This window comes from Denitrovibrio acetiphilus DSM 12809, assembly GCF_000025725.1.
GTDB lineage: Bacteria > Chrysiogenota > Deferribacteres > Deferribacterales > Geovibrionaceae > Denitrovibrio > Denitrovibrio acetiphilus.
This window is the reverse complement of record NC_013943.1, coordinates 411,094-428,485: the sequence shown is the minus strand read 5'-3', so window position 1 is coordinate 428,485 and position 17,392 is coordinate 411,094. Positions and strand designations below refer to the sequence as shown.

Genomic DNA, 17,392 nt, shown 5'->3' with positions numbered 1-17,392 from the left:
GATGTAACATACTACACGGAAACACAGGCGGTTTAAAACCCCAACAGATTCAAAAACTGGAAAAATTATATACCAGAAAGGCAGGAGTGAATGAAACCATCCAGCCCGAGCTGGCAAAAACAATCTGTGCAATATCCCATGAACTGAACAGACAGATAGGCATACTGGCAGACAGGAAAGGCAACGTTCACTATGTAATTGTGGGCGACACATCAGAAGTTTTTATCCCCGGTCTTGAGAGATTCCCTCTTGTTCCCGGTTCATTGCGTGGTCTCCGGCTTCTGCACACACACCTCAGCGGAGAAGACATAACCGATGACGACCTCACCGACCTTGCGCTCCTGCGTCTGGACTCTGTCACAGCTCTGCACTTTAATCAGGACGGGCACTCATACGGTATGCAGACCGCCCACCTCCTCCCACCGGATAATGTAAACTACTATGATTTCCTTACAGATAAAGACCCCCATCAGCAAAAGATCGACTACCTTGCTTTTATAACCGAGCTGGAAGCTGAAATTTCCTCCAAGACTAAACGTCTGCACAAAGTGGACACAGGAAGTCATGCGCTGCTTATCGGCTGTTACAAGTCAAAAGTGCAAGGCTCAGAGAACATGGCGGAACTTTCGGAACTTGCCAGAAGCGCCAACATGTACGTAACCGGAGAAGTTGTTCAGATTAAAGATAAACTGCACCCGAAGTACGTGATAGGTTCCGGTAAACTGAAAGAGATAGTGATAAAATCCATGCAGAACGGGGTTGAATTTCTTGTCTTCGACAACCCGCTGTCCCCTGCACAGGCAAAAGCTATTGCAGACTTCACCGACCTTAAAATACTTGACAGACCACAGCTTATCCTCGATATCTTTGCAAAAAGGGCAACAACAAACGACGGTAAGATACGTGTGGAGCTTGCGCAACTCAAATATCTTCTGCCGAGGCTCTCACAAAGGGACGACTCACTCAGCCGTCTAACCGGCGGTATCGGCGGACGTGGACCTGGTAACACAAAGCTGGAAATAGACAGACGGCGTACCAACGACCGTATCGCCATGCTTTCCAGAAAGCTTAAAAAAATAGAAAAAAACCGCGAGACCATGAGACGGAAACGCAACAGAAACGAGCTTCCCATTGTCTCTATCATAGGATATACAAATGCAGGGAAATCCACCCTGCTCAACAGCCTCACCCAAAGCGGTGTTTATGCGGACGACCTTATGTTTGCAACACTTGACACCAGCTCGAAGAGGATAAGGTTTCCGCAGGAGAGGGACGTGATCATCACCGACACTGTAGGCTTTATACGTGACCTGCCGGAAAACCTTAAAGGCGCTTTCAAAAGTACACTGGAAGAGCTTCAGGACGCTGATGTGCTTCTGCATGTGGTTGACATCAGCTCTGACGGATTCGACTCTCACGTTCACTCCGTAGAAACTATATTGCAGGAACTGGAACTGACCGATAAAGAGAGCATTCTCGTTTTAAATAAAACAGACCTCCTGCTGCAGCACGAAACTGATTATATCCAGTTTGGGGAGATGCCGGATGATGCAGACCCGGAAATGTTCACCCGTGCACACAGAATCGTAAACCTGATAGAAAGATACAACAAAGTCTGCATGGTCAGTGCACTTCACAGAAAGTCTTTCAGAGAACTGCTGGAACTGATAAGACTCACACTTTTCGCGGACGGCATAGACATTGAACCTATGGGGATAGAAGACTATTTCGGTCACAGGAGCATAGATGGAACAACTTAGCCCCAGCGAGATAATCAAATTCCGTGCAGAGTGTTATAAAGTCTCTGACGGCGCAGGAGTATACTCACTCTATTCAGTTAAAAGCGACCTCAGAAAATTATTTCAGGCGGACGACTTTGCAAACCATTTCCGAATGCTGACTAAAAACGCAGAGCATACGGGACTTGTCATAGTTGCCGAAAATATAAAAGGGAGCCTCGCAGAGGTAAAATACATAGAACACATCAGTGAAAACAGCGAGCTAATCACTTACTACTCGAAAACTGTTCTCACCAGAGAACAGAATACATGGAAGATACTGAAAGAAAAAAGAGAGCTGCCGAAACTATCTTAATCTTTTTTCAAATAGTGCTTGAAAAATGTCGCATAATATCATATAAATATTCCCTGCTTTGATACGGAGGAGTGTCCGAGTCTGGCTTAAGGAGGCGGTCTTGAAAACCGTTGAGCGTGCGAGCGTTCCGTGGGTTCGAATCCTACCTCCTCCGTTTTTTTATTATTTGGAGTGGTGGCCGAGCTAGGCTGAAGGCGCTCGCCTGCTAAGCGAGTATACGGCTTATACCGTATCGAGGGTTCGAATCCCTCCCGCTCCGTTTTAGAACGACGTGGTTTGAGGATAGTATGAAAAAATTATTGATGTCTCTTATGCTTGTTGCACTGCTTGCAGCATGTTCCCAAGGTGTTGTAGAAGAGGGTAATTCCGAAACTGCTGCACCTGCACAAACAACCCAAGACCCAGTTGTACAGGATCCTGCTGCGGCTGATCCTCATGCTGGAGTCAGCGTACCGAAAGAGAGAACAATCTCTGTCCCTAAAGAGGTATCCGAAAAATATAAAAGCCTCATAATAGAGGTTAAAAATCTCACTGAAAACAGCTCTGTTCAGACAGATGTTCTCATCGGTCAGAAATCCGAAGTTACGGGTACTCCTTTTGAAGTGCTTGTAGAGTATTACCTCCCAGACTTCGTTATAGAAGCTGACGGAACAATAACAACACGCTCCGCTGAAGAGAATAATCCGGTTGCTAAAATCAAGGTATTCAAATTCGGCGAAGTATATTTTGACGGCTGGCTGTTCCAGAATCATCCTGATGAGCACGGCTCATTTGAAGATCAGGCTTACAGCATGACACTTGTTAAGTCTGTAACAAAGTAAACACTTACTACTGACGATAATCAAAGCCGTATTCCATAAGGGGTACGGCTTTTTTTGTACCTGTTTTCGATTACCTGTATAATTAATCTGATGCTTCGCACGTGCTTAACACTTGAATTTACAACTTCGTTCTCAAAGCTAGAGTATATGTAAAATACGTCACTGCGAACCCCGCAAGGCTGTGGCAGTCTCCTGACTCGTTAGTTAATCCTGAGATTGCTATTACATTCCCCGCAATGACTTATAAGCTCTAAAGCTGTGATTAGCTCATTCATACAAGCATGAATGCGTGGTGTTCTATCTTCGACCGCATAAAAATATCCCCGATGCCTGTAAAACACCGGGGATATAATGATTCATATTCTTAAGTTCTAATATATTCTGTTGATAACTAACAGGTATATATCATTTATTAGTTTTTGCTTTTGTCTACGATTTTGCCTTTATCAAGCCAGCTCATAAGACCGCGGAGTTTTTCACCAACCTTTTCGATCGGGTGCTCTGCGCCCATTCTTGTAAGAGCGTGGAAATTAGGACAGTTAGCTTTATTCTCAAGCATCCACTCATTCGCAAACTGACCGGACTGAATTTCATAGAGAGCCTGTTTCATGTTCTCTTTCACTTCAGGAGTGATGATTCTTGGTCCTCTTGTAAGGTCGCCATACTGAGCAGTGTTGCTGATTGAATAGCGCATGTTAGTTATGCCGCCTTCATAGATAAGGTCTACGATAAGCTTAACTTCGTGCAGACACTCATAATATGCCATTTCAGGAGCATAACCAGCCTCTGTCAGAGTCTCAAAGCCGTATTGGATAAGCTGCGCGAGACCACCGCAAAGAACAGTCTGCTCACCGAAAAGGTCAGTCTCTGTCTCTTCTTTAAAAGTTGTCTCGAGGATAGCTGCTCTTGCACCACCGATGGCATTAGCATAAGAGAGAGCCATCTCACGGCTGTCGCCTGTATAGTCCTGCTCGATAGCGATAAGACAAGGGACGCCAGCGCCCTTCTGGTATTCAGCACGGACGAGGTGACCAGGTCCTTTTGGGGCAATCATAACAACATTAACATCTGTCGGCGGAACGATCTGGTTGAAAAGAATATTAAAACCGTGAGCAAAAGCGAGGTAGTTTCCTTCCTCCAGCCCCGGTTCAATAGCTTCTTTATAGATGTCCCCCTGACATTCATCAGGAGCGAGAACCATTATGAAGTCAGCCCATTTACAAGCTTCTTTTACTTCCATAACTTTCAGACCGGCGCCTTCAGCTTTTTTCCAGCTGGAACTGCCTTCGCGGAGGGCAACGCATACATCAACACCAGAATCTTTCATGTTGTTTGTGTGACCGTAACCCTGGCTGCCGTATCCGATAACAGCAACTTTTTTACTTTTGATGAGTTCAAGGTTAGTATCTTTCTCGTAATAGATTTTCATTTAATAACACCTCTATCTAATTTTAAAATCGTATCAGCTTTGTAATATGCCTCTGGTGTTAACCAGTTATTTAAAATCGCTTGTTGCCTTACTGCCGCGGCTGAGTGCTATGGCTCCGGTTCTAACGACCTCTATGATTCCGTATGGTTCAAGGACTTTCAGGAAAGCGAGTATTTTACCCCTGTCTCCGGTGATCTCTATCACAAGAGAGTTATTTGTTATATCCACAGTCTTCGCTCTGAAAGTGCCAACAACGTTAAAAATCTCAGACCTTGTGCTTTTCTCTGTGCGGACTTTGACAAGCATCATCTCACGTTCGATGTGCTCCATCTCGCTTACGTCACGCACGCGCAGAACGTTAACAAGTTTTCTGAGTTGTTTGATTATCTGCTCGATAACATCAGCGTCACCAGTGGTAACGATTGTCATAGTAGATATGTTGACATCCATTGTCTTATTAACAGACAATGACTCTATGTTGTATCCCCTGCCGCTAAAAAGACCGGAGATGCGGGAAAGTACCCCGAACTTGTTTTCAACAAGTACTGATATTGTATGTCTCATGTCAGTCTCCTTACTTCAGCAGCATTTCGTTTATTGCGGCGCCAGCGGGGATCATAGGGAAAACATTCTCTTCCCTGTCCACGGTGAAGTCCATAATAACAGGCTTATCTTTGATCTTAAGTGATTCTCTGATAGCCCCTTCCACATCCTCTTTTCTATCTATCCGCATACCCACGGCGTTAAAAGATTCAGCAAGTTTTACGAAATCAGGCTGACAGTCAAGACAGCACTGGCTGTAGCGGTTGTTGAAAAACATATTCTGCCACTGACGGATCATACCAAGATATTTATTGTTCAGTATAGCAACTTTCACAGCTACGTTATACTGCACAGCGGTGCATATCTCCTGTATGTTCATCATGAAAGAGCCGTCACCTGCAATGTCAAAAACCTCTTTGTCAGGGCATCCGAGTTTTGCGCCGATAGCAGCAGGAAATCCATATCCCATTGTGCCCAGACCACCGGATGAAACAAACTGACGAGGGTTTTTATATTTATAGAACTGACCTGCCCACATCTGGTTCTGACCAACTTCTGTACAGATGATAGCCTCGCCTTTTGTGACCTTATAGATTGATTCCACAACATATTGAGGTTTGATAAGCGTTGATTCACGATCATAGCCGAAAGGCTGTTTTTTATCCCATGCTTTGATCTTTTCCATCCAGTCTTTTCTGGCTTTCAGGTTTTTATCCCAGCTGTATTTGTCGATCTCTGAGAGCGCTTGATTCAGCACTACTTTGCAGTCCCCAACGATAGGTACATCAATGCGGACATTCTTACTGATACTTGATGGGTCAACGTCAATATGGGCGACTTTGGCATTAGGAGCAAACCCGTCCAGACGACCTGTTGAGCGGTCTGAAAAGCGTGTCCCCACAGCAAGGATAAAATCTGGCTCTGCCATAGCCATGTTCGACGCATAATTACCGTGCATTCCCAGCCACCCAATATAGTTTTCGTGTGTGCCGGGGATACCGCCCTGCCCGAGAAAGGATGAAATAACAGGTACACCTGTCAGTTCGGAAAGCTTTGTCATCTCTTCGCTTGCGCCGGATAGAATGACACCGCCCCCCATGTATATTACTGGCTTTTTAGCCCCTTCGAGCATACGGAGCATTTTTTTAATCTGCCCCAGATGCCCCTTTACTGTAGGGTTATAGCCTGGAAGTTCGATTTTGCTAGGCCATTTGAACTCAGCCTTCTGAGCCATAATGTCCTTAGGAAGGTCGATAACAACAGGACCGGGACGTCCGGAGGCGGCAATGTAGAAAGCCTCTCTTATAACAGTTGTAATCTCTTCCGGATTGTTTATCAGGTAGCTGTGTTTGACTATTGGTCTTGTGATGCCGATGATGTCTGCTTCCTGAAATGCGTCTCCGCCGATTAGGTTGCTTGCGACCTGACCTGTGAAAACCACCAGCGGAACTGAGTCCATATGTGCGTTGCAAATACCGGTAACAAGGTTAGTTGCGCCCGGACCTGATGTTCCGAAGCATACACCGACCTTGCCTGTGGCTCTTGCGTAACCGTCTGCTGCGTGGATTCCGCCCTGCTCGTGTCTCGGCAGGATGTGTTTGATGTCTGAGTCAAAAAGTGTGTCGTAGATTCCGAGAAGTACGCCGCCAGGGTAACCAAATATCAGGTCAACACCCTGCTTGCGCAATGACTCTACGAGGATTTCTGCTCCTGTCATTTTCATTATAAAGTCTCCTCACTTCTATATTAACCGCCATCTTATGTATAGCCTGCCATCCGAGCCGGTCAAACCCTTCTGCACAGACCCCACCTACTCCAGAGTAACGGTCATAAAGTCGTAAACAAGTGCCTTTCGCTTATACAGGACATAAGCTAAAGCATAAGTTCTGAGATCCCTGCTTACCTTAATGAATAAACAAGGATATTACTGAAAAACTCCCTTTCAAGAAATAACTCATACTGTTCAGTACATATTTCTTAGTCGGAAAACTCTTCAGTCTTAAATATAGCACCTTGTGCTGCGACTGATTAGACAAACAAAAAACTTGTCCTAAGTTTTTTGCCAACGTTCCGCATCTGCAAAGCCTATGCGTCACTCACACTCCGCTGCACTCCGTGAGACACATTCTGTGTCTTTTCCAGCGCAGAAAGTTCGTCTTAGCTAAAGAAATCTTCAGTCTTAAATATAGCACCTTGTGCTGCGCTGGAAACACGGGTGGCGTATTTAGCCAGATACCCTTTTGTGAATTTCGGCTTAGGTTTAACCCATGCTGATCTTCTCTTTTCCAGCTCTTCCTCACCAACATTAAGCTGAATGGAGCGCTCAGGGATGTTAATAGCGATATCGTCGCCATCTTTAATCAGAGCAATCGTGCCCCCTTCTGCTGCTTCTGGTGAAATGTGACCTATGCATGGCCCTCTTGTTCCGCCGGAGAAACGGCCATCTGTAATGAGAGCTACATGAAACAGCCCTCTGCCCATTATCTCTGCTGTCGGAGCGAGCATCTCCCTCATACCGGGACCGCCCTTGGGACCTTCATATCTTATAACAACCACCATTCCGTCTTCGATCTTGCCGGACTTGATGGCTTCCATAGACTCTTCTTCGCTGTCGAAACAGATAGCTTTGCCAGTGAAAACATGCATGTCGTCATTAACAGCCGCCTGTTTAACAACGCATCCGTCCTCTGCAACATTACCACGAAGAACGGCTATACCGCCCTGTTTGTGAAATGGGTTGCTGACAGGACGAATGACATCCTCGTCATAGATGACGGCTGATTTCGCTATCTCTTTAACTGTACGACCTGAAACTGTAATATTGTCTTCCAGCATATCGATAAGCCTCTGCTGAAAGCCTGGTATACCGCCGGAATAGTCGAGGTCTTCCATAAAGAATTCCCCGCCCGGACGGACATTTGTAATGTGCGGTGTTGTCTTGCTGAGTTCATCGAACAGCTCAAGGCTGAAAGGAACCTGTGCCTCATATGCTATAGCAGGGAGGTGAAGACATGTATTTGTAGAACCGCCAAGTGCCATATCCATGATCACGGCGTTTCTGAATGCTTTTTCGTTCATTATCTGTCTGGCTGTAATGCCCTTTTCAACAAGCTGACAGATAGCAACACCGGAATCAAAAGCTATGCGTTTCTTTTTAGCAGAACCTGCAAGCCCTGTTCCGCAGCCCGGCAGCGACATCCCCATTGCTTCTGTAAGGCATGCCATAGTGTTCGCTGTGTAAAGCCCCTGGCAGGCACCCTGCCCCGGACATGAACACTGCTCAAGGTTGGACATCTCCTGTTCGTCAATCTCACCTTTACGGCATTTTGCCATAGCCTCAAATGTATCTCTGACAAATGAGCGTCTCTGCATACGGTAAACACCGCTCTGCATAGGACCAGCGGTAACAGATATAGCAGGAACATCCAGCCTGGCTGCCGCCATGAGCATCCCGGGAGTGATCTTGTCGCAGTTGCTGAGAAAAACCACACCGTCAAGGGCGTGCGCTTCCACAACACATTCTATCATGTCGGCGATGGCGTCTCTTGACGGGAGGGAATAGTGCATCCCTTTGTGCCCCATAGCAATACCGTCGCAAAGGCCAGGCACGCTGAAAATAAATGCGTGTCCGCCGCCTGTGTGTACACCTTTCTCGATAAATCTTTCAAGCTCCCTCATGCCTGTGTGGCCGGGGATGAGATCTGTAAAACTGGAGCAGATACCGATATGCGCTCTTTTCATGCTGCTTTCCGGAACACCTGTTCCATACATCAAAGATCTTGCGGGAGCTCTGTCAAGCCCCTCTTTAACCCTATCGCTTCTCATGTGATGCGCTCCTGTTTATTCTCACTTAAAAATGTAAAGTCTGATAATCTACCACACTCGGAATTTTTTATCAAAAGGAAATTAACTGTTTAACGTAATTTGAAGACAATTTCTGAGTACTGAATAAATGACTTTAATTTCAAGCTTTATATTATCGAAACTTTTATGTATATTTCACCTATGGATGAGAAAACAAAATTTCAGACAACTTTTGAACTGGCAGAGAAACTGCACCGCACAATGGTGTACGGCATATTTATATATCCTCTTTTCGTTGCGATGGCAGAATCTTTTAACTGGGGTATCTTTCACTTTCTGAACTTTGAAACCATGAAATCCATGGGGCTTGTCTTCATGATACTGACCATAGTCTTCTTTCCACTGACATACGCTATTGAGGCACTTTTCATACGCGGCTGTCTGGACTTCGGAAAGCTTGGGAAAAGACTGCTGTACGCAGAAATAGCAAACATGACAATGTCTGAAGCAATTACTATATTCGGATTAGTTATTTATCTGACAAGTGCAAACCTGAAGTTCTTCTACCTGTTTTTTGTCATTTCATTTGTGCACCTGCTCACCCTGCGCCCTAAGAAAAAGAAGTGGCAAAAACGGCTTAATGATATCTCAGTACATTAAACTGCTTTGCAAAAATTTATCCATTTGATAAAATGACTTATGTCATACTATTCTTCAATTAAAAAAGTACCGGGATTCACTGTGCTGGGTCCACTTGTGATGCTTGCGGGGCTTCTTTTTGCTGTGGATACAGGGATGCGTTACGCTCTGGCTCCGGAGATGCTCTTCGATCCTGCAAGCAGAATATTTGCCGTCGCTAATTTTATCATCGTAGCCATATTTTCGTTTCTGCTGCTTCAGTCCGGCTATCTCCTCTTAAAAGGCTTTGTTTTCAGCCGGTACATAACAGTCATGGCACTTGCTCTGTGCTATACAGGGCTGATAATGAGGATTTTTCTGTTCGGTGTGTACCCTTATAAATGGAAAATTATTGCCGGCATACTTTTTCTCGCTTTTGTTATTTTATATCTTAATCAAAGGCAATTCCGGGTAAGGTTTGAATTTAAACGCGGTCTTGCCGGAATATTCATATTCTTCTTTTGGTTTCTGACACTTGTCACGGCTGCATACCTTGCGCTGTGGGCAAAAAACAGCTGGAACAACTTTCCTTCGTATAATACTTACCGTTTCGAAGAGAAGCCTTATACTGCCGAATTCGACCCCCTCCCATTTAATTTCAACATAGTCATTCCGCAGAATTTCAGCCTGTCTTCAGTGGATTCTGATGGTGACCGTACATCTGTGACCTTTCACAACCCTGACTTCGGCTATATAATTATGAATAATAATTCGTCACTTGAGCCGGTTTATAAAAGAATGCGTATATTGGGCTACGAAAATGCAAAACAATTTTCAGACTTTTTCTTTCACGAAAAGATAGGACTCATACCGCTCTTCCTCCGTAAGTCACTGACAAGCCTAGATGTTAAAGAATATAATGATGTCAATGTCGGCTCACTAAGCCTGTACATGGAAAAAAGTAACGGTGACAACACTGTAGCTCACGTCTTTAATGACAATAATCTCTCAGGTGAAATAACCGTATTGTCAATAACTCCGGGAGAAACAGGTCTGTACAATGAACTTTTCACCACTATCAAACCATACTCACAGGATAAAGACGCACAGGAGCTTTACAGCCGAGGGATGCAGCTTCTCACGGACAAAGACCCCGAAAGAGCCAAAAGGCACTTTGCTGCCGCATCTGTGATGAAACCTGATGATGCAGAGTTCAGATACATGTTTGCAGAAACCCTTGCTCTTACAGGATATGTTTCCAGTGCAAAAATACAGCTCCGAATCTGTCTGGATCTGAATGAAGGACATGAGCGGGCAAGAAAACTGCTGGACGGACTCTCCAGATTAAAAGAAGATGAGTGAACGCAAACTATACACCACAAGAAAAATCGAACATTACCGGCTGCATAAGCTTATTGAACAGGCTTACGACCTTAGCCGTGAAGACTTTGAAGTCAACTGCGAAGAGGACGGATGCGCAGTCATAACCATTGAAACCTTCATTGATAAGCCCGCAGGGATCTCCCTTGACATAATGGATTCTGGAATGACCGCACGCCTCAGCCTCTTCCCACCTCTGAATAACGGCGAACCGATCGATAAAGCGTCGGTGGAAGAATTTATCTTAGATGAAAAAAAACTGGATACCGACACCATAGACTGGGAAGCTTTCAAAAAATGTTTTCAGGATTACTCTGACGGAAATATAGTCTATCAGGAGATAATCGCAAACGGCATTTCCAAAGAAGACGGAACTGACGCAACCTATGATCTTTATTTTGATATAGAGGATAAAAAACCGAAAGTTCTTGCTGACGGCAGTGTGGATTTCAAGGATATAAATAATATCATTATGGTTGAGAAAGGCGATGTTCTCCTGAGATATCATAAAGAGACTGATGGTATTGACGGCAAAAAAGTCCGGGGTGAAAAGATTCCGGCTAAAAAAGGGAAAAAGATAGCTATCCACAAAGGCGACGGAGTGGCTTATAAAGAAGAGCAGGGGCTTTACTACTCAGACATTGCCGGTCACGTGACATTCAGAAACAACCGCCTCAACGTAAACCCTGTATATTCTGTCAAAGGGGACGTCGACTATTCTGAAGGGAATATAGATTTCCTCGGGACAGTGCGCATATCTGGTGATGTTCTCAGCGGATTTGAAGTTAAAGCAAAAAATATTGTTATCTGGGGTGTAGCAAGGGACGCAACACTTATAGCTGAGGAGGACATAAGCGTACGCACCGGTATTTTTTCCACCGGAAGCGGAGTCACCAAAGCAGGGAAAACCGTAACAGCAAATTTTATAGAAGGTGCAACAGTTTATGCAGGGACAGCAGTCATTATCAAAAATTACTGCTACAACTCAAAGGTATTCTGCGAAGGAGAAATTCTTGCACTATCAGGTGACGGAGTCATAAACGGCGGTGAGCTATACGCTTTCAGCAGTATCGAAGCAAAAAAGATAGGCTTCAAAAACAGCAGCGCTTTCCCGCTTCATGTTGGTGTGAAACACTCTCTCAATGAACACATAGAAAAACTGATAGACCGAAAAAACAACATTGAGAACAAACTGAAAGAAACAGACAGCATAATCCGCTCACTGGCAAAAAAAACACCGGATATCAAACATAAGCAACAGCTCAAGAGCATAATATCAAACAGAAAAATACTGTATGACAAATACGAGATTATCGACAGCGAAATCGAAAACCTTATAAAAGATTCTATGCACACTATGCCTTATGTCCTTGCAACAAAAGAGGTAAACGAAGGGATAAAGGTTGTAATATACAATACTGAATATATTGTTCCGCTCAAATGCGAAGGGGGCAAATTCGTGTTTGATAAAAGTTCAGGTAATGTCGTGATGCTGAAACCCGATGCCGCACCTGGGACTGGACTCAAAAAAGGGCGAAACTGATGGAACTTCTGAAACACAAAGCTGTAGTGCTGGATGTTGATGAAGCAGGAACTGCCACTGTTGAGGTCGCACGGGGGAGCGCGTGTGCCGCATGCGGTGAAAAGAGTTCATGCACGCTCACTGACGACACAAATATAAAGCTCAAATTCAAAGACTCTGCAAATCTGAAAACTGGAGATGTAGTAGAAATAGGCATCGAAAAAAACAGCTTCTACAAATCACTCTTTGTAGTATACATAGTTCCCCTCATACTTATGCTGTTGACTGCTGTAATTTCTGACTCAATGACAAAAAACCAGCTCCTGACCGCAGGAGCCACAATTTCTGTTATTATTATTTACTTCCTCTATCTCCGGCTTAAACATAACGGACAAGACAAGCAATCCTATAGAATCCTTTAGTATACTTTTTCTTATGCGATGCTTTGTTGTCCATGTCAATCTTCAGTTCTTATTATTACAGAATTTCTGTGGGCAATCAGCTCTTCTGATTCCGCAAGCACCCTTATATCCGGCATATCAGCAATAAGCTGTTCTCTTGAATAGTAGATAATACTGGATTTTTTCTGAAAGTCATAAGTACCGAGCGGAGAGAAAAACTTTGCTGTACCGCCGGTTGGGAGCACATGGTTAGGGCCTGCATAATAATCGCCGACAGGCTCCGGTGAATTTGCTCCTAAGAATATCGCCCCTGCATTGCGTATTTTCAGCATATATTCCATAGGGTTAGCAACGCAAAGCTCAAGGTGCTCAACAGCTATATTGTTTGTAATATCCGCCGCTTCGTTAAGGTCATCTGTAACGATTATAGCACCGTATTTCTCTATTGATTTCTTTGCTATTTCTCTCTTCGGAAGTTCCTCAAGCTGTGCGTAAACGGAACTTTCTATCTCTTTTGCAAGCTCCAAATCGTCAGTTACCACTATCGCTGAGGCAAGTTCGTCGTGTTCCGCCTGAGAAAGCATGTCTGCTGCCACATGGTCGGGGTCTGCCGAACTATCTGCCACAATAAGAATCTCGCTCGGTCCCGCTATCATATCGATATCAACCTGACCGAAAACCATCTTCTTCGCCAGTGCGACATATATATTCCCCGGCCCTACGATCTTATTAACTCTCGGTACGCTTGCTGTTCCATACGCAAGTGCAGCGATAGCCTGCGCACCTCCGATACGAAACCCTCTATCCACTCCGGCAAGATAAGCCGCAGCCAGCACAACAGGGTTGACTTTGCCGCCTGTAGCAGGCGTAACCATAACGATCTCCTCCACACCTGCAACCTTAGCAGGAAGAACGTTCATCAGGACAGACGAAGGATAAACAGCTTTCCCGCCAGGGACATAGACCCCCACAGACTCAAGCGCCGTAACCTTCTGCCCCAGAAAAGTACCGGGTGTTTTCTCATAAATCCATGTATTTTCCAGTTGCTTCTCATGGAAAGAGATCACATTTGCTTTTGCGTTTTCAAGAGCAAGCTTCAGCCTGTCGTCAAGGGCTTCCCATGCGTCCTTCATCTCCCGTTTGCTGATCTCAATGCCGCCTTTCAGCATATCATATCCGTCAAACCGGAGTGTCAGCTCAGCGAGGCTCTCATCCCCTCTGGTTCTGACATCTGCTATTATGTCCAGCACAGTATGAAGGTATTCACCCTCCATAATCTCGCCTCTTTTCAAAATATCCTGAAGTCTTTTGTCATCTTTTCTAATAATCATCTATACACCTGTGAAAAATCCTTTCCCATTCTTTTTGCTGTGATAAAGTCTTCCGTCCGCCAGACGGACAATGTCCTCTGTGGTGTCATCTTTGGAGATGTCCCCCGGCACGGAAACAACGCCGCCGGAAAGACTTGCAACATCCCCGAACCCATAGGCGCCAAAGACTTGCTTGCCTATATCCTGGAGTCGCTCCACCAGAACAAAGACATTATCAATGTTCGCATAAGGGACAATCATAAAGAACTCATCACCACCGAACCTTCCCAAAATGTCGCTTGAACGAAGTCCTTCGGCGATTTCATCGCTTATCTCTTTAATGATCGTATCGCCTGTTAGGTGACCTGCGGAATCGTTTATCTGTTTAAAATTATCAATATCCATAAGGATAAAAATAAACCCCTGATCATGCCGCTTATACTTTGCCATGAACCGCTCAAGAAACTCACCCATAGCAAGTTTGTTATACGCTCCGGTCATAAAGTCGGTTCTCGTCTGCCTGTATATCAGCTCTGTATTATAAAGCTTCTGCATTGAAACAGAAGCTATGGATGCAAGGTCTTTAATAAAATTTGTAGCAACCTCTCCCCCGAACTTTGACTCATCCCTGCTGTAGAGGTTTATACTGCCTATTATCTTATCATTCTGCACAAGCGGGGCGAAAATATATGACCCCATATCCTCATAAACGTTAAACTCGCTTATAAGATTAAGCGCATTGTCCGAGTTATAGGGTCTCTTCTCCAGAAAAAACGTTTTAAACACCCCTTCCGGCATAAAATATATTCTGTAACCTAAGTTATTCTCTTCTCTGTCAAAGTCAAGTTCATCAGCATTAATAAAAAGCACAGCTCTGTCCACACCAAAGATATCCTCAAGGTATCTGAGGGGTTTCTCTATAACCTCTTTCAAGCTGTCCGCAAGCAGAAAGGCGAATTCCACAGCTTTGAATCCAGCATGTTTCGCCTCATTCTCCTTAACAAGCTCCATCAGCCCCGAAAGCTCACCTTTCAGATCTGAGTTCTCTTTGATCATGTTATTGACTTTGTTCATTATTTCAATTCTCCAAGGTTTTTCCCGGCTGCTCCGTTCACCACCAGCGGCACATCAAGCTCCATTACACCTTCCATTATGGACCGCACTCTATCGCTGAACTCATCTATATCTTTATCAAGCACTTCAAACACAAGTTCGTCATGCACCTGCAAAACAACTAATGCGTCATACTCTTTATCGTCCAAAACAGCCTGACACTCAACCATAGCAAGCTTTATGATATCAGCAGCCGAACCCTGCATGGGTACATTTGTTGCGATCCTCTCGCCCCGCATGGCAACTGTTCTGTTTTTACTGCGTATCTCGCGTATGAAACGTTTCCTGCCGGCAAGTGTTTCGGCATACCCCTTCTCTTTTGTCTCTTTTGCGATCTTTTCTATAAATCCCTTCACTTTCGGGTAGGTAGCAAAATATTTTTCTATAAACTTTTTGGCTTCCTTCTGGGAAACACCGGTATCTCTGGAAAGACCAAATGGAGAAAGCCCGTACAGTATACCAAAATTCACAGCCTTTGCCAGCCTGCGCATACCACTGTCAACCTTCTCGGGGGCAACACCGAATATGCCTGATGCAGTTTTAGTGTGAATATCTTCGTTGTTTCTATAAGCTTCTTTCAGGTGCTCATCACCTGTCAGGTGCGCCAGTATCCTAAGCTCTATCTGCGAGTAATCGAATGATACAAAGCTGTACCCCTCTCTCGGTATAAAGGCTTCCCGAAGCTTCACACCCCATTTACCTTTCATGGGTATATTCTGCATGTTCGGGTTAACAGATGACAATCTGCCCGTTGCTGTACCCGTCTGCCTGAAAGAGGAGTGAATCCGACCGTCTGCAAGGACATAGTCCTTAAGGGGGAGAGCATAGGTTGAAAGTAGTTTCGCAAGCTCTCTGTAAACAAGGATATCCTCCAGAACATGTGCATAAAGAGGGTTCATCGGAATCATAGCACGCAAAGATTCTTCATCAGTAGAAAAACCTGTCTTAGTTTTTTTAAGCCCCTCAACACCAAGTTCCTCAAACAGAAAGACCTGAAGCTGTTTTGGAGAATTAAGGTTTATGTCATAGCCTACAAAAGTTTTGATCTTCTCACTTATCTCCGCGACTTCGTCCTGAAGCTTATCGGCGACCTTTGCCATAACGTCTTTGTCAAAACCGATGCCGTTGTTTTCCATCTTTCCGAGACAATAAGCTACAGGCAGCTCCATACCGAGGTATACCTCAAGCAAACCGTTTGCCTTCAGCTTGTCCTTCTCTTCCTGCGCATGAACAACTATATTTCCTATGAACTGCTCAATGTTCTCTGCCTTGCTCTTTGTTATTCCGCCGGAATCAGGATCATTCAGCCAGCTCATAAGAAACACATCATATGCCTCTTCATATCTTTCGCCTATAAGTCTGTAGATACCTTTTATATCGTAAAAAAACTGAGCACTTTTAAGGTTATGCCCGTCATATTCGCAATATTTTTCTCCGTCAGTCACATATATCTTCCCATCCAGAAAGACAGCGGTATGTACATCACTGACATCACCAGCTTCAACCGCCTTAACATCCGGCTGAACATCTTCGCTGTCTGAATCTGCGAATAATTTACTCTGGATGGTTTTTAGCTCCAGCTCAGTTAGTTTTTCGCTTAGTTTCTTATCATCTTTAACGATTTCGACATCAGGGATGCTCTCCAGAATGTCAAGCCCCACAAGGTCATAACTAAGGTAAGCACTGTCTTTATTGTCTATGAGCTTATCTTTGAGTTTACCTTTAACAGACTCAATATTCTCATATATTCCGTCCAGACTGCCGTGTTCGTTCAGCAGTTTTGCAGCGGTCTTAACACCCACCCCAGCGACACCGGGTATATTATCCGCGGTATCACCGGCAAGAGCAAGAAGCTCACGAACCTTTTCAGGCGGCACACCAAACTTCTCTATAACCATATCCCGCCCGAAAAACTCCCCCTTCTGGGAGTCATAGATTTTTACTCTGTCATCAACTATCTGGTAGATATCTTTATCTTTAGTGAGCATCCCCACATCATCTTTTGTGTGGGCTGCTATTGTAGCCATGATATCATCGCCTTCATAGCCATCGACCTTATAATAAGCGACACCAAGCAAGGGGATCAATTCGTCCATAATACCAAACTGCAACCCGAGGTCTTCCGGTGTGGCGTCTCTGGTGGCTTTATATTCAGGATGAATTTCATGCCTGCGGTTCTTACCTTTTGCATCGAAAACAACAGCGATATTCTCTCGTCCGTATTTATTTATCAGTGTGATGATGCTCTGCATAACCCCGTGTATAACTGATGTCGGAACCCCTGCGGAGTTTGTAAGCGGAGGGGACTTATGATATGTTCTGAATGCTATATAACTTCCGTCTATGACAATTTTCAT

Annotated in this window: 14 protein-coding genes and 2 tRNA genes; 9 read left to right on the top strand and 7 right to left on the bottom strand. The window is 44.6% G+C overall.

All coding sequences use genetic code 11. The features are described from left to right. Positions 1-86: 86 nt before the first annotated feature. The 5 genes from hflX (at position 87) to DACET_RS02100 (ending at position 2,915) form a co-directional block, all read left to right on the top strand. Positions 87-1,760 carry a GTPase HflX gene (gene hflX, locus DACET_RS02120; protein ID WP_244392542.1) on the top strand — a complete coding sequence of 558 codons (1,674 nt, stop codon included), beginning with the start codon at positions 87-89 and terminating at the stop codon, positions 1,758-1,760. Further along, positions 1,747-2,094, top strand: a complete 348-nt coding sequence (locus DACET_RS02115; RefSeq protein WP_013009762.1) for a hypothetical protein — start codon at positions 1,747-1,749, stop codon at positions 2,092-2,094. The genes hflX and DACET_RS02115 overlap by 14 nt, the downstream gene beginning before the upstream one ends. Positions 2,095-2,159: 65 nt before the next feature. Next, a tRNA-Ser gene (locus tag DACET_RS02110) sits at positions 2,160-2,248 on the top strand. A 14-nt stretch (positions 2,249-2,262) separates the two neighbouring features. Next, positions 2,263-2,353, top strand: a tRNA-Ser gene (locus DACET_RS02105). A 28-nt stretch (positions 2,354-2,381) separates the two neighbouring features. Continuing rightward, complete coding sequence (locus DACET_RS02100) at positions 2,382-2,915, top strand: putative periplasmic lipoprotein (RefSeq protein ID WP_013009761.1); 534 nt, start codon at positions 2,382-2,384, stop codon at positions 2,913-2,915. A gap of 412 nt (positions 2,916-3,327) precedes the next feature. On the opposite strand, the gene ilvC is transcribed toward DACET_RS02100, so the two are convergent. From ilvC to ilvD, 4 genes are all read right to left on the bottom strand, one after another. Then, positions 3,328-4,344: a ketol-acid reductoisomerase gene (gene ilvC, locus DACET_RS02095; protein WP_013009760.1), complete on the bottom strand. Its 1,017-nt coding sequence runs from the start codon at positions 4,342-4,344 to the stop codon at positions 3,328-3,330. 66 nt (positions 4,345-4,410) lie between these two features. Then, the gene (gene ilvN, locus DACET_RS02090; protein WP_013009759.1) at positions 4,411-4,908 is read right to left on the bottom strand and encodes an acetolactate synthase small subunit; all 498 of its coding nucleotides are present in this window, start codon (positions 4,906-4,908) and stop codon (positions 4,411-4,413) included. A 10-nt stretch (positions 4,909-4,918) separates the two neighbouring features. Then, on the bottom strand, positions 4,919-6,610 hold the full coding sequence (ilvB, locus tag DACET_RS02085; RefSeq protein ID WP_013009758.1) for a biosynthetic-type acetolactate synthase large subunit: 1,692 nt from the start codon (positions 6,608-6,610) through the stop codon (positions 4,919-4,921). Between the two features lie 434 nt (positions 6,611-7,044). Further along, positions 7,045-8,712, bottom strand: coding sequence for a dihydroxy-acid dehydratase (ilvD, locus tag DACET_RS02080; protein WP_013009757.1), 1,668 nt, complete (start codon positions 8,710-8,712; stop codon positions 7,045-7,047). A 180-nt stretch (positions 8,713-8,892) separates the two neighbouring features. Between ilvD and DACET_RS02075 the strand changes: the two genes are divergently transcribed. Genes DACET_RS02075 through DACET_RS02060 form a run of 4 tightly spaced genes read left to right on the top strand, consistent with a single transcriptional unit; the run spans position 8,893 to position 12,633 of the window. Beyond that, complete coding sequence (locus DACET_RS02075; RefSeq protein WP_148214126.1) at positions 8,893-9,351, top strand: hypothetical protein; 459 nt, start codon at positions 8,893-8,895, stop codon at positions 9,349-9,351. A 39-nt stretch (positions 9,352-9,390) separates the two neighbouring features. Continuing rightward, entirely contained in the window at positions 9,391-10,671 is a 1,281-nt protein-coding gene (locus DACET_RS02070; protein WP_013009755.1) for a tetratricopeptide repeat protein, read from the top strand. Then, positions 10,664-12,232, top strand: coding sequence for a flagellar assembly protein A (locus DACET_RS15305; RefSeq protein WP_013009754.1), 1,569 nt, complete (start codon positions 10,664-10,666; stop codon positions 12,230-12,232). Before DACET_RS02070 ends, DACET_RS15305 begins: the two co-directional genes overlap by 8 nt. Then, positions 12,232-12,633: a SoxR reducing system RseC family protein gene (locus tag DACET_RS02060; RefSeq protein ID WP_013009753.1), complete on the top strand. Its 402-nt coding sequence runs from the start codon at positions 12,232-12,234 to the stop codon at positions 12,631-12,633. Before DACET_RS15305 ends, DACET_RS02060 begins: the two co-directional genes overlap by 1 nt. Before the next feature lie 35 nt (positions 12,634-12,668). Here DACET_RS02060 and hisD read toward each other — a convergent pair whose 3' ends face one another. The 3 genes from hisD to DACET_RS02045 are packed head-to-tail and all read right to left on the bottom strand — an operon-like array spanning position 12,669 to position 17,392. Next, positions 12,669-13,943 (bottom strand): histidinol dehydrogenase, encoded by a 1,275-nt coding sequence (gene hisD, locus DACET_RS02055; protein WP_013009752.1) that lies wholly within the window; start codon positions 13,941-13,943, stop codon positions 12,669-12,671. After that, a complete protein-coding gene (locus DACET_RS02050; protein WP_013009751.1) occupies positions 13,944-14,996 on the bottom strand; it encodes a sensor domain-containing diguanylate cyclase in 1,053 nt (350 codons plus the stop codon). It abuts the gene before it with no gap. Beyond that, positions 14,996-17,392, bottom strand: coding sequence for a DNA polymerase (locus tag DACET_RS02045; RefSeq protein ID WP_013009750.1), 2,397 nt, complete (start codon positions 17,390-17,392; stop codon positions 14,996-14,998). Before DACET_RS02045 ends, DACET_RS02050 begins: the two co-directional genes overlap by 1 nt.

What these genes read in the sequence shown, in the direction of transcription:
- DACET_RS02115 (WP_013009762.1), top strand. Translation starts at nt 1,747, where the DNA reads ATGGAACAACTTAGCCCCAGCGAGATAATCAAATTCCGTGCAGAGTGT.
- DACET_RS02100 (WP_013009761.1), top strand. Translation starts at nt 2,382, where the DNA reads ATGAAAAAATTATTGATGTCTCTTATGCTTGTTGCACTGCTTGCAGCA.
- ilvC (WP_013009760.1), bottom strand. Translation starts at nt 4,344, where the DNA reads ATGAAAATCTATTACGAGAAAGATACTAACCTTGAACTCATCAAAAGT.
- ilvN (WP_013009759.1), bottom strand. Translation starts at nt 4,908, where the DNA reads ATGAGACATACAATATCAGTACTTGTTGAAAACAAGTTCGGGGTACTT.
- ilvB (WP_013009758.1), bottom strand. Translation starts at nt 6,610, where the DNA reads ATGAAAATGACAGGAGCAGAAATCCTCGTAGAGTCATTGCGCAAGCAG.
- ilvD (WP_013009757.1), bottom strand. Translation starts at nt 8,712, where the DNA reads ATGAGAAGCGATAGGGTTAAAGAGGGGCTTGACAGAGCTCCCGCAAGA.
- DACET_RS02075 (WP_148214126.1), top strand. Translation starts at nt 8,893, where the DNA reads ATGGATGAGAAAACAAAATTTCAGACAACTTTTGAACTGGCAGAGAAA.
- DACET_RS02070 (WP_013009755.1), top strand. Translation starts at nt 9,391, where the DNA reads ATGTCATACTATTCTTCAATTAAAAAAGTACCGGGATTCACTGTGCTG.
- DACET_RS15305 (WP_013009754.1), top strand. Translation starts at nt 10,664, where the DNA reads ATGAGTGAACGCAAACTATACACCACAAGAAAAATCGAACATTACCGG.
- DACET_RS02060 (WP_013009753.1), top strand. Translation starts at nt 12,232, where the DNA reads ATGGAACTTCTGAAACACAAAGCTGTAGTGCTGGATGTTGATGAAGCA.
- hisD (WP_013009752.1), bottom strand. Translation starts at nt 13,943, where the DNA reads ATGATTATTAGAAAAGATGACAAAAGACTTCAGGATATTTTGAAAAGA.
- DACET_RS02050 (WP_013009751.1), bottom strand. Translation starts at nt 14,996, where the DNA reads ATGAACAAAGTCAATAACATGATCAAAGAGAACTCAGATCTGAAAGGT.
- DACET_RS02045 (WP_013009750.1), bottom strand. Translation starts at nt 17,392, where the DNA reads ATGAAAATTGTCATAGACGGAAGTTATATAGCATTCAGAACATATCAT.